The sequence below is a fragment of the Paenibacillus sp. FSL K6-1217 genome, assembly GCF_045040735.1.
Classification (GTDB): Bacteria; Bacillota; Bacilli; order Paenibacillales; family Paenibacillaceae; genus Paenibacillus_AQ.
The window spans coordinates 1,918,398-1,933,014 of sequence record NZ_CP150271.1; the positions used below are offsets into that span (position 1 = coordinate 1,918,398).

Consider the following 14,617-nt stretch of genomic DNA (forward strand, 5'->3'; position numbering starts at 1 on the left):
TCACCGTTGACACAGAGTACAGGCAAACGTCTGCTGCAATATGCACTGACCGCCAAAAAGACCTTCATCGCCGCCCTTCTGCTCCTTACCATCGGAGTAGCGGCTGAGCTGGCGGGGCCTTTTATCGCCAAGAGCATGATTGACAATCATCTGCTTGCGATTGAGAAGCCCTATTTCCAGACAGCCTCACCGGAAGGTGCTGCTGAATACAACAACACTTATTACAAACGCGGTGATAAATTTGCCGCTGACGAAGCCAAGGGCCAGGAGGTCCGCCTGCTTCAGGCAGGCCGAAGCTTCTACTTCATCAATGAAGCGGTAGCGAAGGCCGAAGGCGAGCGGAGCTTCGCGGACGGGAAGCTCCAGATCAAATACGGTGAGCAGACCACGGTCTATCCGGCCGTCAAGCTGTCGGCGGGTGATCTGTTTTCCTTTTACAAGCCGGAGCTTCCGGGAATCTATCAGCTGGTCGCCCTATACGCCATGTTCCTTGTCATTTCCATTATTGCAGAGTTCGGCAAAACCTACTGGCTGCAATCATCCGCCAATCAGGTCATCCGCAAGCTGCGGACCGATGTCTATGCCCATATCCAGCGCCTGCCGGTCTATTTCTTCGATAATCTGCCTGCCGGCAAAGTCGTCTCCCGGGTAACCAATGATACGGAAGCGGTCAAGGACCTCTTCATTGCCGTGTTATCCAACTTCGCTACAGGAATTATCAATATTACCGGTGTCTATGTGGCCCTCTTCCTGCTGGATGTGAAGCTTGGGCTGGTCAGCCTGTTCATCGTGCCGATCATCATTCTCTGGATTGTGCTGTACCGCAAAATTGCCACCAAATACAATACGATCATCCGCTCGCGGCTCAGTGAGATTAATGCCATTATTAACGAATCGATTCAGGGGATGTCGATCATCCGGATTTTCCGGCGCCAGAAGCAGAGCAGTGCTGAATTCGAGCAGCTGAATGACGACTATCTGAAATATCAGAACAAAATGCTGAATCTGAACGCCTTCACCTCCCACAATCTGGTGAATTCGCTGCGCAGCCTCTCCTTCGTGCTCGTACTGTGGTACTTCGGCTTCGGCAGCCTGGACGGGTCAACCTTCGTATCGCTTGGCGTCCTCTATGCCTTCGTCGATGTACTGGGCCGGATGTTCCAGCCGATTACGGGGATGGTTAACCAGCTGGCGAATCTGGACAGCTCGATGGTCTCCGCCGGCCGCGTATTCACACTGATGGATGAGCCGGGTGAGCCGGTCACTGACGGATCGATGCCGCGTTACAAGGGAAATGTAGTATTCAAGGATGTCTCCTTTGCCTATAAAAAGGACTTCGTCCTGCGCGACATCTCCTTCGAGGCGCGCCCGGGCGAGACCGTCGCCCTTGTAGGCCATACCGGCTCCGGCAAAAGCTCGATCATTAACCTGCTGTTCCGCTTCTATGATCCGCAGCAGGGAAGCATCACGATCGACGGGCAAAAGGTCAAGGACCTGCCGAAGCAATGGCTCCGCAGTCATATGGGGATCGTGCTGCAGGACCCGTATCTTTTCACCGGAACCATTGCCTCCAACGTCAGTCTGGGTGATGAACGGATCTCCCGTGAGCGTGTGGAACGCGCCTTGCGTGAGGTCGGTGCCGATAAATTGCTGGCCCATCTGCCGCAAGGCTTCGATGAACCGGTCATTGAGAAGGGCAGCACCCTGTCCGCCGGACAGCGGCAGCTGATCTCCTTCGCCAGAGCGTTATCCTTCGATCCGGCGATCCTGATTCTGGATGAAGCAACGTCCAACATCGATACCGAGACCGAGAGCATTATCCAGCAGGCGCTGGAGGTGCTGAAAAAAGGCCGGACCACCTTCATCATCGCCCACCGTTTGTCAACCATCCGCAGTGCGGACCAGATTCTGGTGCTGCACCGGGGCGAGATTGTTGAACGCGGCAGCCACGATGAGCTGATGGCGCAGGGCGGCCGCTACTTCCGCATGTATCAGCTTCAGGTGGGTGCGGGTGCAGGGAACGGCTCAGGCGAGCCTGCTCCTCTAACCGGCAATGCTTCTACTGGCGGACTTCGGCCTTCGCTGGAGCAGCTCTAGTCCGGCTCCTTAGGGCTGGCAGCTTAAGTCTGCTGGCGGGCAACCGCTGTACCGCTCAGATCGTTAATAATTCGTAACAAGAACACCCCTTGATGCCTCAGGCGTCAGGGGGTGTTCTGTACTTGATATCAGAACATTTGTTCTGTATAATAGGAGCAATACATAATATGGATGAGGTGAAGACGATGATAACCTACAGTCTCAGCAAGCGGCAAGCCCGGCTATTCCTGCTGCGCCATCAGCGGCTCACAAGCAACCCGTTGCCCGGCGGTAAGCAGAGCATCTATGACTTCGTCCGGCATGTAGGCTGTATCCAGTATGATCCGCTCAGCATTGCCGGACATAACCATGAGCTGGTGCTTCAGGCGAGAATTCCCGGCTTCGTGCCCGAGATGGCGAGTGAGCTGCTGTATAAGGACAGGCTACTGATTGACGGCTGGGACAAGAACATGTCGATCTACTGCACGGAGGACTGGCCGTATTTCCAGCGGCGCCGGGAAGCTGCCGCCAGGCACCAGCATAACGAGGCCATGGCGGCTATGATTACCCATGTCCGCGGGGAGCTGGATGCACGCGGTCCACTCTCGTCACTGGACCTTGCGAGCAAAGAGAAGATCGACTGGTCCTGGGCTCCGGCAAGACTCTCCCGGGCCGCCATGGAGAGCATGTACTTCTGGGGCGAGTTATCCATCCATCACCGGGTGCATACCCGCCGTTATTACGACTACACGGCCAAGCTGCTGCCTCCGGATCTGCTCAGCGCAAGCGATCCGAACGAGACGCTGGAGCAGCACCATGACTGGTATGTGCTGCGCCGGATCGGCAGTATCGGCCTGCAATGGAACCGCTCTGGGGACGGCTGGCTTGGCATCTCCGGCCTGAAGAGCAAGGAGCGGACGGCGGCCGTGCAGCGGCTGCTGCAGAAGGACCTGCTCCGCGAGGTACGGGTTGAGGATGTGAAGCTTCCGCTGTATATCCGCACGGCAGATGTGCCTGAGCTTGAAGCGGTATTGCTTGAAGATGAGACTACGGGTGGGAATGAGTCCGCAGCAGGGTCTCGGGCTGGTAATGAGGGCGGGGCCGGTCATGCTGAACAAGCGGCCTCCTTCGCGGCGGCACTGGCCCCGCTGGACAATCTGCTGTGGGACAGAGAGCTGATCCTCCAGCTGTTCGGCTTCCAATACCGCTGGGAGGTCTATAAGCCAGTGCTTGAACGGGAATACGGGTACTATGTCCTCCCCCTTCTTTACGGCGACCGCTTCATCGGGCGGCTGGAGCCGGTGATGAACAAGAAGACCGGCATTCTGACCATCGCCCGCTGGTGGTGGGAGGCCGGGGAGACGCTTGATCGCGATATGCTCCCCGCGCTGACCGGGGCCTTCTCTTCCCTGCAACGCTCGACCGGAGCCTCCGAGATCCGGTTCGCACCGGATGTCGTCCAATCCTGCGGACTACAGGAACTGGAGGAGGCGCTGTCCGGGGCTCCTGTAAATACAAATTAATTCAAGCATCAACGACATCCTGCGGTCGGAGGACGTCGGGACTTATGCGGTCCACACAGCTTGTGTGGACTACCTCTCACACATTACTCACATCCGCCCGCTTCTGGGGCAATCCGCTGAATTCGGGGGCACTAGTGCTCTTCATTCGGGCGTTTGGCTTGTATCCGCTGAATTCGGGGGCACTAGTGCTCCTCATTCGGGCATTTGGCTCGTATCCGCTGAATTCGGGGGCACTACCCCTCGCGGCTCTCAGTCAGCAACATTTTAGCCCACGTACCTCCGCGCCAGCACATTGTATTCGGTTTTCGCATACATTTGCTCCACGTACAACCCCGCCAACCAATTGTATTCAGTTTTTCACATACATTCGGTCCACTCACACCCTCCTAACCCATTGCATTCAGTTTTTCGCATCCTTCCGGCCACTCCCTACGCTCAGCTTATATATCCCAAGAAGCCCCCCTCTGGCGCAGGCTGCGCTGCGATAGAGGGAGGCTTCTTGGGAATGGGGGCTATTTTTATAATAGGGACAATGCCTTATTGGATATGCTCTTCCTCAAGACCCAGTTTGCTGTACATCTCTGTACAATAACCCTGCAGCTTAATCTCCAGCCGGCTTGCCTTGTTCTTGAAACGTTTCAGTTCACGGATCATGTGGGCCCGCCCGGCCGGTGTGAAGGTCTCTTGAATCCGCTCCTTGAAGTAATCATGGACAATATGGTTGCGTTCCTTCCATACGGCCTGCAATTGACTGGTCTCTTCCTCAGAGAATGGGAAGTGATGCTGGATTTCTTTGATGAGTTGGCCGAGTGAATTGCTAAGCTTGCGTTGATACAGCTCTGCGATTTCGGCATCGGTTGGCGTTTTGCCCTGTGACAGCTTCGTCAGCAGCAACAGATTCGTTAATTGCTGCTCCAGCGCCTGACAATAGTATACGGCCAGCCCGAAATATGCAAATAGCTCTTTGGATTGTTCACTCTCCGGTATTTGTGTATCCTTCATCGTTCCTCCCGTTCTTGATCTGGTTATTTGTTCTGTATAGATCGAACCTTAAGTTCTATTTTGGAATGGATGCTACCACTTCTACTGTTCCTACAGTTCCAAATTTCCCATCCGTCACTTGTTCCAATCGATAAATCTTCAAGTTCATAAGGATACAGATCAGGTTGTTTTGTTATAATCCATCCGGCCGGAACGGTAAATGTAATACCCGGCAAGCAATATTATGTACGTCAATGCGTGGGCATAAGCTCCCAGCACGGAGGACAGCGGCAGCGTCTCAGCATTCATCATCCTGTCCATGACCGGATACACCGGCGGCAGGAGAATGGACACAACTGGCCCTGGCACTGCTTCAGCCACTTTGCCGGCGCTTATAGAGAGGATGAGGAGGATCAGCATCATTCCCGCCGCATAACTGGCTCTCGGTACCCATGAGGACTGTAAGAACAGGGAGATTGTAATCCCTAACAGCCCCAGGAGCGCATGTCCAGACAAAGCAAGCAGAATCCGGTAAAGTCCGGCAGGTTCAATGAAGCTTCCGGCCAATACGGGATATATAACAATGATTACATCCAGCGACAACGTAAGCAGCACAAGTGTCAATAATCCTCCGATACTGTAGCGGCGGGCACTGCGGAGCTGGACAATCACCACCTGCTTTTGTACCGCCTGCTCGTGGTTAAGGAAGCTTAAGCCGAGCCAGGCACAGGCTACGAACAGAAAGACCGCCGTTGCTGAATAACTGCTCATGACCGGATTGGGCTTGTAGGAATAGAGGATTAATACCGCAATAAGTATCCCGGCAACCGGTCCGAAGAACCGCTGGGAGACCGTATAACTGTGCAAAAAATAACCGATTAGCCCTCTCACCCGCGTCCACTCCCGATCTGATCCTTGGGGTCCATCCACTCGGTCAGGTCGCTTAATCCCCCAAGAGGCTTAACTGATACTATGGAACCGCCCGCTGCAAGAATCTGCTGCAGGCAGGTATCTGACATCTTCTGATCTACAATCAACCCGGTACATGCTGTACCCGCGAGTTCGGGCGGCGGCACTTGGATGACCCCGGGCAAGGCCTCCAGAGCCTGCTGTACTTGTCCCGGCAAGGCCGTATAGACGATTTTCACTGTTGGGGCACTCTTCAGATTCTCTGCTCCGTGAATCGTCCGGATGGTCTGCCCTTCATGCAATACATATACAGTATCCGCCACAGCTTCGATAATCTGCGGTTCATGAACGGACAAGACTAGCGCTGTCCCCTCCGCTTTCAGCTCCCGCAGCACATCTATAAGTGTAGCTTGTGCCGGGAGATCGAGTCCGGACATGGGCTCGTCAAGCAGCAATAACTGCGGCCGGATCAGCAGAGTCTGAATCAGGTTGACCTTCTGCAGCATTCCCTTGGAGAAGCCTGCCAGCTTGCGGCTGCGGGAGGATTCCAGGCTGAACAGCTCCAGCAGTTCGTTTATCCTGGAAGCCGAAGCTGCTTCGGAGAATCCGGCTATCCGGCCCATCCAGCGCAGATAATCTTCGGCCGTTAGCTTCAAGCCGGGAAACGCTTCAGGGGCATACCCTATGGTCAGCGCCTGACGGTCACAGGTCAGCACACCGGAGGACAGCCTGAGCAATCCTGCGAGGATGGACAGCAGCGTACTCTTACCGGACCCGTTGCGACCGACCAGAGCTGTGGCTGTGCCGGGAAGAACCGTCATGGATATCCCGGTCAGAACCGGGCGGCTTCCATACTGCTTACTTCCCCCGGTAATTGTAATTAGTGGCGGTGCATTCGTAGCTTCCAGGCCTCCTTCAATTCGTGCATGCCTATGGGCTGCACTGAACGGCAGCCTGATGATGCTTCTAATGTAACATTCGCCGGAATGCCTATATTCTCCTTTTTAATTTCCCGGAATCCATGAATTTCACATCGAAAAAAAACCAGAACTGTGCAGAATGAATCCGCAGCCGCCCTGGTTCCTGATTAAGTATTCAATGCAGTATATGTTAGTCCTAATGGGTGAACTCAGGCGTAGACTTCAACAGCTTCGCTGACCATTCTGCAGGCTATGGCTGCATTGCGGCAGGCATCGATGCAATCCTGACAATAGTTATGCTTATGTCTGCTGCTAGTGTCCGCACAGCGGTCGCAGATTTCAGCACACAAGCTGAGGATTTCGGCCACGAACGGACTGCGGCGGGTCATGGCCTGGATAGCGAAGGAGCAGATGTCTGCGCATTCACGGTCCAGCTGGATGCTCTCCCGCAGATCAGCCAGATCATATTCTTTCAGGCTTGAGACATAGCTATAGTTACAGGCGTCCATACATGTAATCAAAGTATTGATGCATTCCTGATATTGAATTCGGGTCATAGCCTTACAACCTCCTGCAATTATTATAGGGTATGCCAATGTATTAACCTGCAAGAATAGGAACGAACCATCCGCAATGAGCTGCAAAGATTAAGCTACAGGCTCCGTTTGACCGCCGCCGGTCTGCTCAGCAGGCGCTTCTCCAGCCGCAGAAGCTCCCTGCGCAGCTCACCGGAGGAGAAATGCTCACCGATGAATACCGCAACATCCGGCACCTCGCCCTGGGGAGTAATCCTCATGAAATCCGCTTCCCTGTAAGCATACTGAAACAGAAAACGGCTGGAGGTATCGGTAAAGGTTACAATTCCCTTGGCCCGGTACACATCGCGCGGCAATTCCTTCACAAACCGTTCGAATTCCTCGCTGTTCACGGGATTCTGGAAGTAATGCGTGTAAGCCATGACATGATCATGCGAGGCGTGCACCGCTCCTTCCGCTCCGCTGTCTCCCGTCTCCCCGTCGGCAGGCCGGTCTTCCATGTGAACGGCTCCCACACTGCCCAGCAGCGCTTCTGGCTCCAGTTCACAGCGCACCGCCGGCAGAATCTCCGCGTAGGCATTCCACTTGCGCAGCACCTCCGAGATTTCTGCAATCTCTGTGTCTTGAATCCGGTCTGTCTTGTTCAGGATCAGGACGGATGCACAGCGGATCTGCTCCTGCATCAGGCGATAGGTTGCCCCTTGCTGGGAGCGGTACAGCTCCAGCAGATGGGCGGCATCCACGACGGTAATCAGGCCCTTCAGCTCCACTTGCTGATATAGGGAGGTCTCTGTAACTGCATCCACAATCTCCAGCGGATTGGCTGCGCCTGTGGCCTCGATGATGACCACATCCGGCGATTCTTTCTTGAGCAGCGTGGTCAGCTCGGTGCTTAAGTCGCCCCTGCTCGTGCAGCAGATGCAGCCGCCCAGCATCTCAGCCATCGGCACAGACTGCTCCACCAGCAAGCCGTCCAGGTTCACCTCGCCCAGCTCATTCATAATGACGGCCGGACGCAAGCCCTGATGGTTCCAATGATCCAACAGACGCTGCAGTAACGTTGTCTTGCCGCTCCCGAGAAATCCCGACAATATATATACTGGTAATGACTGTTCCAAGTTCGCTCTCTCCCTGCCTCAATCGGTTATGGTAGCGAGTGTACTACAATGACCGCTTCTGTGCAAGGCGGCACTGCCACTTGAAGCATGCAGCAGCGTTCTCCCCGGAGCTTGTTATTACCGTTGCCATCCCCTATCATGGGAACTATAAGCTGCATATCAGATACAACAAGGAGCTGGTTCATATCTCATCCGCCCAAGAACACCGGAGCGAAGCCCCGGATTCAGTCGCCTGCTACGTTATAACGGTCTCGGACACCCGGACCACGGATACGGACACTGGAGGTCCTCTGATCCAGAGTCTGCTGGAAGCCGCCGGTTACACCGTGATCGGCCGCACCATCGTGAAGGATGATTATGAGGACATCCGGGAGCTGGTCTACAAAAGCTCCGTTCATTCCGGCATCGAAGCCGTGCTGCTGACCGGAGGGACAGGCATATCCCCGCGCGATACCACCTATGAGGCGGTCGCCTCCCTGCTGGACAAGTCGCTGCCGGGCTTCGGGGAGATATTCCGGCTGCTCAGCTTCACCGAAGATATCGGCTCCGCCGCTATACTCAGCCGGGCCATAGCCGGGACAATCGGCAGTACCGCCGTCTTCTCGATGCCCGGCTCCACCGGTGCAATCAAGCTGGCCATGGAACGGCTGATCCTGCCCGAGCTGCGCCATGTCATGCGTGAGATCTACAAGCGTTCCTGATGCGCAGAATGGACGGACACCTATTTTGCCGGAATATAGACGAATGAACAAGCAGGCTCCTGCATAATGCGTATACTGGCATAAGTCCAATGCGAAGGAGCTGAGCTTAATGAGAAATTGTCCGAAATGTCCTGCTGAAACGGTTACAGATCCCACACAGGTTGTATATGAGGATTACTATCACCCCCAGGTGGTCCAGGTAGTCCACCATGTTGAGGTCGTCAGACGCCACCACTGTGTTCCAGTCCCGCAGCACATCTACACCTACTCCGTCCGGGATGAAATGTGCGGACCTACCGCAATGGTACGCAGCAGAAAAAGATAACCTGCCGCTGTCTCTATAGGATAATGATTGCAAAAAGCAAAACCGCCGTCTGCGCCTGAATGAAACGCGCAACGGCGGTTTTGCCTTGTTTGGGGGAGTCTATTTAGGAGGGCCTATACGAATGGCGGGTCTGTATGGACATCTGTATCGGGTGCAGTAGCCGCCCAGCGAGTGAAAGTGACCTGAAAGCCCGCCCGCGTGGGAGCGCACAGGAACGGTCCTGCCTGACTGCCGGTCTCATAAGGGAAACGGGCAACGCGGATAGTCCGCCACGGATGATTCTCCGTTCGCGCTCTGAGGATTACGGCATCCTTCATCCACGAAGCGCGCAGAGTGATTAATTCCCCCTTCCACTCCGGAACAGGGGACAGCGACCAGTCAGAATATCCGTCGGTCACAACTGCACCGATATGCGGAACACCGTCATTCAGCTCAATACCGGCTTTGATCCACTGCTCGCCGCCGTGCCATAGCATAATGCCTGCCTGGTCATACAGCTCCGTGAACCCGTCCAGCGCGAAGCTGACCTCCACCGCCTCAGCCTTCTCCCACGGGGCAAGCAGCGCATGGCCGTTGTCATGCTGGAAGCCGTACATCGTCTTTTGCCAGTAGTCACTGCTCTCCGCTGCCTGGACCACAAGATTACCGTTCGCGGTCTTGCTTGACACCGGTTCATGACTCCATACTCCATCCTGCCACTCTATGAATCTCATTACACCTTCACCTCTCCTTGTCGTTTACTCATCATCCGGTTGATCACTTCAGAGCTGACTATCATCACTATGATATACCCAATCATTGCGGGCGGGAGAATCATGAAGGTGCTCCGCGCCGCCGCCCAGCCCAGCAGCGGAGGCAGAAACGCACCGCCCGTATACGCCAAGGCCATCTGATACCCCATAATCTTCTGCGAATGCTCCGCTCCGAACCGGGCGGGCGTCTCATGCAGCATACAGGGGAAGATCGGCGCCGAGCCGAGGCCAATCAGAATGAAGGCTACCAGTGAAAATACCGCCGGAAGCGGCAATGCCAGCAGCAGCGCACCCGCCAGTGATATGGCCAGCCCGCCGCGAATCAGCGTACGGTTGCTGAACCGGAAGGTAATGAAGCCGGTAATCAGCCGTCCGGCCGTAATTCCGCCGTAATAGAGCGAGACCCATCCGGCTGCCGTTGCCGGGGATACCTGCTTGACATTCACCAGATAACTGCTGCCCCATAGCCCTAACGTAGCTTCCACTCCGCAATAGAACAGGAAGGTGAGCATCGCCAGCTTCACGCCTTTGATCCGCAGCACTTTGCTCTCAGCAGGGATGACGGCAGTCTGGGGCTCTATCTTCCCGGGTGTCTCTTCGGGTTGCGGGCGGCTGCTTTTGTTCACTCTTGTCCACAGCGGCAGGCTGAAGAACAGTACCACCACCAGCGCGAACTGAATCATACTGACCGCAAAAAAACCCATTCTCCAGGACTCGCCATTCGCAATATAACGCGACATCAGGATCGGTCCGAGCATGGCCCCCACTCCCCAGAAGCAGTGCAGCCAGCTCATATGATGCGCTTTGTAATGGGTTGCCACATAGTTATTCAGCCCGGTATCGATCGATCCGGCCCCTAAGCCCAGCGGTAAAGCCAGCAGAGCCACCCACAGGACTGAGGAGGAATACGTGAAGCCGAGCAGGGCCAGAGCTGTTACCGCCACGCTGATAAAAGTAACCATCCCTGTGCCGAGCCGCTTCAGCACCACACTGCTGGCCAAGCTTGAGATAATCGTCCCTGCGACTACAATCATCGACAGCAGTCCGGCCAGCTCGACAGGCGCCCCGAAATCCAGCCGGATAATCGGCCAGGCTGCGCCAAGCATCGAATCCGGCAGTCCCAGGCTGATGAACGCCAAATAAATAATAATCAAAAAAACCGTTGCCATGTTTATCCCGCCTAACCTTCTAATGTTGCTCCGCTCTAATGTTGCTAAGCCGTCGCCTCGTTATTATATTACTTTATAAAAGTATTTTAATAAATAGTTTTTTTGGCCAGTTCCAGGTGCAAATAACCCGGCAGAGTGACTCTGCCGGGCGGGTGCTAACTTTGGGTAATGCTAATGCTTATGACGTATGCAGATGATTGCTAAGAATTCATTAGACCTTACAAATCCGGATGCTCATGCTTCGCCTTGAGGCGGCTCCAGCGGCGCTGGACTTCGCCCTCGAAGCTGCGCAGGGCCGGTTCGTTCTCCGGCTTCAGCAGATGGCGGGTCTTGCCCATCGTCTTCAGCCAGGCGGATACTTCTACCCGTTTGTCCTTGTCTTCCGGATTGTAGGTGATATTGGTAATCCCCTGCTCTACTTCATAGAGCGGGAAGAAACAGGATTCGACAGCCAGGGACACGATATCGGTCCCATCCTTATCCTCGCTCATCCAGTTCAGCGGACAGGCAATGAGAATCTTGCCGTAGACCAGACCTTCATTCTGCGCATACCACTGGGCCTTAGCGGCTTTCTTCAGCATGTCCTGCGGATAAGCTTCACAGCCGGTGAAGACATAAGGAATGTTGGTAGCCGCCATAATCTGCGCCGTGTCCTTATGCTGGGTCAACTTGCCCTGCTGGGTTTTGCCGATGCTTGAGGTGGACGTCCGGTGTCCGAGCGGTGTGGAATAAGATTGCTGGGCACCTGTATTCATATACCCTTCGTTATCATATTCCACGATGATCATCTTGTGGCCGCGCAGCGCTGCCCCGATCGCAGGTCCCATCCCGATATCCATCCCGCCGTCACCGGTAACCATGACGAATGTAAAGTCTTCCTTCAGCCCCAGGCCGTCCAGCTCGCCGCGGCGTTTACGTTCCCAGAACATCTCCACCACACCGGACAGTGTAGCTGCACCGTTCTGGAATAGATTGTGGATGAACGTCGATTTGTGGGAGGAATACGGATAGCCGGTAGTGGTCACCATCGCACAGCCGGTATGATAGAGCGCTACGATATCGCCTTCGATTCCTTTGAAGAACAGCTCCAGCCCTGAGAAAATCCCGCAGCCCGGACATGCCCCATGCCCCGGAGACAGACGTCTTGGCTTCTTCATCAGCGAGCGCACCGGCGGAACTCTGACACTCAGCTTGCCGGTCTCTTCGTTCCGGGTTACCGTGATCAGACCGGTCTTCAGCTTATCGAAGTCCATCGGCTTCAGCAGGCGCTTCGGTGCATTCTCCGGCGCTCCCGGGTTATGGCCATAGTAATCAAACGGCACTTCCACACGGTCAGCAACGACAGCATCCATAGCCAGCTGGAAGAAGTGGTGTCCGTCTTCGGCATAGAAGTCTTTCCCGCCGAGTCCATAGATGCGGCTAATGACCTTAGTCGTTGTGTTACCGTAGGTGAACAGCGCAGCCTTAATCTCGTTCACCATGTTACCGCCGTGTCCGCCGACAGAATCCGCACGGTCACCTACAGTAATGGCTTTGACATGCTTCAGCGCTTCGGCGATCTGCTTCTGCGGGAACGGGCGGATCATGTTCGGGGAGATGGCCCCTGCTTTAATTCCCTGCTCACGGAGCTGATCGACTACATCCTTGATAATCTCCGAAGCGGAGTTCATCAGGAAGACGGCAATGTCGGCATCCTTCATCCGGTACTGCTCGATCATCTCATAATGACGTCCGGTGAGCTCCGCGAACTCCTGTGCGATCTCTTCGAACACTTCACCGGCGTTGTACATCGCCACGGATTGCTGATACCGGTTGTTGATGTAATCGGGTTCGTTCATGTAAGGCCCGACCGTAACCGGATTATTGCGGTCAAGCGTATCTCTGAAGCCTGCAGGCGGCTGTTCGCCAACGAACTTGTGAACATCCTCACGGTGGGCAAAAGCCTGCACACGACGCTTCTGGTGCGAAGTGAAGTAACCGTCAGAAGCTACCATCACCGGCAGCCGGACTTTGGCGTGCTCCGCCAGCTTCAGCGCCATCAGGTTCATGTCATAGACGGACTGCGGATCACGGCACATCAGGATCGGCCAGCCGGTGTTCAAGGCGAAATACAGATCCGAATGGTCCCCGTGGATATTCAGCGGTCCCGAGATCGAACGGCAGACCAGGTTCATGACCATCGGCATCCGCGTACCTGCTTGTACAGGCAATTGCTCCAGCATGAACATATATCCTTGGGCGCTGGTTGCGTTGAACACACGGCCGCCCGCTGTAGACGCGCCGTAACATATCCCTGCGGAGCTGTGCTCGCCATCTGACGGCACCAGCATAATATCGTGCTGGCCGCTGGCCTTCATCGTATCGAGAAACTGGGCCACCTCGGTCGATGGGGAGATCGGGAAATACCCCATGACATGATAGTTAATCTGATGGGCAGCATAAGCGGCCATTTCGTTGCCGGACTCATATAGGAATTTCTGCTCTACCTTGGCAGAACCTACTTCTTTCTCGTAATCAATTGCCACAATTCATTCCACCTTTCTTCCGGGTTTTAGACTGGAGTGACCAGATCGAACTGATGCTTCACGGTATGGCTGTCTGCGTAGCCTTCCTGCTCCCTCAGGCTGGAGAGCGCCGAAGTCGGGCAGGCTCCAATACATTTCAGGCAGCCTTTGCAGTACTGGTAGTCAATGCCTGTCAGGAACATCTGAGAACGGCCCTTGCGGTCCAGTCGCTCTTCCCATACGAAGCATTGGTCGGGACATACCGTGTCACACTGTGCACAGTGGATACAGGACTCAATCTCAAATGCCGGAAGCATACCGGAACGGGAGATGCTGAGGTTCTTCAGGAAGCTGCTGCCCGGGTTCGTGATCGTTCCGCCGATCGGCTGAGTCTCATAGCCGAGAGCTGAGATGTCGGAACGGATATATACCGGCATCATCTCACCGGCTGCCAGCTCGAACTGCATGAATTTCACTTCATTGTAGCCGCGCTCGAAGGTCATGATAGCCGACTGGACGGCCTGCGGATATTTTTTGCCGAGGGACTTCTCAATGACGCCCTTCATAATATCCGTATCCAGGAACGGGCAGAGCCGGAACAGCGCGCCGAGCATCGCCATGTTGACGCGGTTCTTCTCCTTGAGTGCGATGCTGGTAGCATCGATCACTGCAATCGTGCCAGCCTTCATCTTCAGCAGTTCTCTGAGTTCTTCCGGCGTCTTGGCCGAGTTCACGAGAACGGTGCTGTGTTCATGAATTCCGCTGGTTACATTAACGGTCTTGGCAAGTGCTTCGTGAAATACACCGACAACATGCGGACGCTCTACCGGCGAAGTATCGCGGATATGGGTATCCATATCACAGAAACGGATGTGTGCCTTAACCGCAGACCCCTTCTTCTCCGAACCGTACGAGGAAAAGCTGACGCCATTAAGCCCTGCGCCGACCACTCCTGCTTCCGCCAGCATTTTACCTGCGAGGTTCGCGCCCAGGCCTCCAATGGATTCAAGACGAATCTCAAAGAATCCGAGCTCATTTACTATTGGCAATTGTACCACCGACATAACCCCTTTCTTAGTACATCCTTTTGACTTTTTTGAGCG

12 protein-coding genes are annotated in these 14,617 nt (G+C 54.9%); 3 read left to right on the forward strand and 9 right to left on the reverse strand.

Annotation, left to right across the window (positions count from 1 at the left end; all coding sequences use genetic code 11):
• Positions 1-6 precede the first annotated feature (6 nt).
• Together MHH28_RS08455 and MHH28_RS08460 are read left to right on the forward strand one after the other, a co-directional pair.
• On the forward strand, positions 7-2,097 hold the full coding sequence (locus tag MHH28_RS08455) for an ABC transporter ATP-binding protein (protein ID WP_405113894.1): 2,091 nt from the start codon (positions 7-9) through the stop codon (positions 2,095-2,097).
• A gap of 167 nt (positions 2,098-2,264) precedes the next feature.
• Positions 2,265-3,599 carry a DNA glycosylase AlkZ-like family protein gene (locus MHH28_RS08460; protein ID WP_405113896.1) on the forward strand — a complete coding sequence of 445 codons (1,335 nt, stop codon included), beginning with the start codon at positions 2,265-2,267 and terminating at the stop codon, positions 3,597-3,599.
• A gap of 537 nt (positions 3,600-4,136) precedes the next feature.
• Here the strand turns inward: MHH28_RS08460 and MHH28_RS08465 are convergent.
• From MHH28_RS08465 to MHH28_RS08485, 5 genes are all read right to left on the reverse strand, one after another.
• Positions 4,137-4,601: a hypothetical protein gene (locus tag MHH28_RS08465; RefSeq protein WP_036724577.1), complete on the reverse strand. Its 465-nt coding sequence runs from the start codon at positions 4,599-4,601 to the stop codon at positions 4,137-4,139.
• Positions 4,602-4,760: 159 nt separating this feature from the next.
• On the reverse strand, positions 4,761-5,471 hold the full coding sequence (locus MHH28_RS08470) for a hypothetical protein (RefSeq protein WP_405113898.1): 711 nt from the start codon (positions 5,469-5,471) through the stop codon (positions 4,761-4,763).
• A complete protein-coding gene (locus MHH28_RS08475; protein WP_405116941.1) occupies positions 5,468-6,460 on the reverse strand; it encodes an ATP-binding cassette domain-containing protein in 993 nt (330 codons plus the stop codon). The genes MHH28_RS08470 and MHH28_RS08475 overlap by 4 nt, the downstream gene beginning before the upstream one ends.
• Before the next feature lie 158 nt (positions 6,461-6,618).
• Positions 6,619-6,966 carry a four-helix bundle copper-binding protein gene (locus MHH28_RS08480; protein ID WP_405113900.1) on the reverse strand — a complete coding sequence of 116 codons (348 nt, stop codon included), beginning with the start codon at positions 6,964-6,966 and terminating at the stop codon, positions 6,619-6,621.
• 95 nt (positions 6,967-7,061) lie between these two features.
• The gene (locus MHH28_RS08485) at positions 7,062-8,063 is read right to left on the reverse strand and encodes a CobW family GTP-binding protein (RefSeq protein ID WP_405113902.1); all 1,002 of its coding nucleotides are present in this window, start codon (positions 8,061-8,063) and stop codon (positions 7,062-7,064) included.
• Positions 8,064-8,248: 185 nt separating this feature from the next.
• Here MHH28_RS08485 and MHH28_RS08490 point away from each other — a divergent pair, with 185 nt between their 5' ends.
• Positions 8,249-8,764: a molybdenum cofactor biosynthesis protein B gene (locus MHH28_RS08490; protein WP_405116944.1), complete on the forward strand. Its 516-nt coding sequence runs from the start codon at positions 8,249-8,251 to the stop codon at positions 8,762-8,764.
• 438 nt (positions 8,765-9,202) lie between these two features.
• Here the strand turns inward: MHH28_RS08490 and MHH28_RS08495 are convergent, their stop codons facing one another.
• The 4 genes from MHH28_RS08495 to MHH28_RS08510 form a co-directional block, all read right to left on the reverse strand.
• Entirely contained in the window at positions 9,203-9,802 is a 600-nt protein-coding gene (locus MHH28_RS08495; protein ID WP_405113904.1) for a DUF1349 domain-containing protein, read from the reverse strand.
• Positions 9,802-11,010 carry an MFS transporter gene (locus MHH28_RS08500; protein WP_405113906.1) on the reverse strand — a complete coding sequence of 403 codons (1,209 nt, stop codon included), beginning with the start codon at positions 11,008-11,010 and terminating at the stop codon, positions 9,802-9,804. The genes MHH28_RS08495 and MHH28_RS08500 overlap by 1 nt, the downstream gene beginning before the upstream one ends.
• A 218-nt stretch (positions 11,011-11,228) precedes the next feature.
• The gene (locus MHH28_RS08505) at positions 11,229-13,535 is read right to left on the reverse strand and encodes a thiamine pyrophosphate-dependent enzyme (RefSeq protein ID WP_405113908.1); all 2,307 of its coding nucleotides are present in this window, start codon (positions 13,533-13,535) and stop codon (positions 11,229-11,231) included.
• A gap of 26 nt (positions 13,536-13,561) precedes the next feature.
• Positions 13,562-14,572 carry a 2-oxoacid:acceptor oxidoreductase family protein gene (locus MHH28_RS08510; RefSeq protein ID WP_405113910.1) on the reverse strand — a complete coding sequence of 337 codons (1,011 nt, stop codon included), beginning with the start codon at positions 14,570-14,572 and terminating at the stop codon, positions 13,562-13,564.
• Positions 14,573-14,617: the final 45 nt, after the last annotated feature.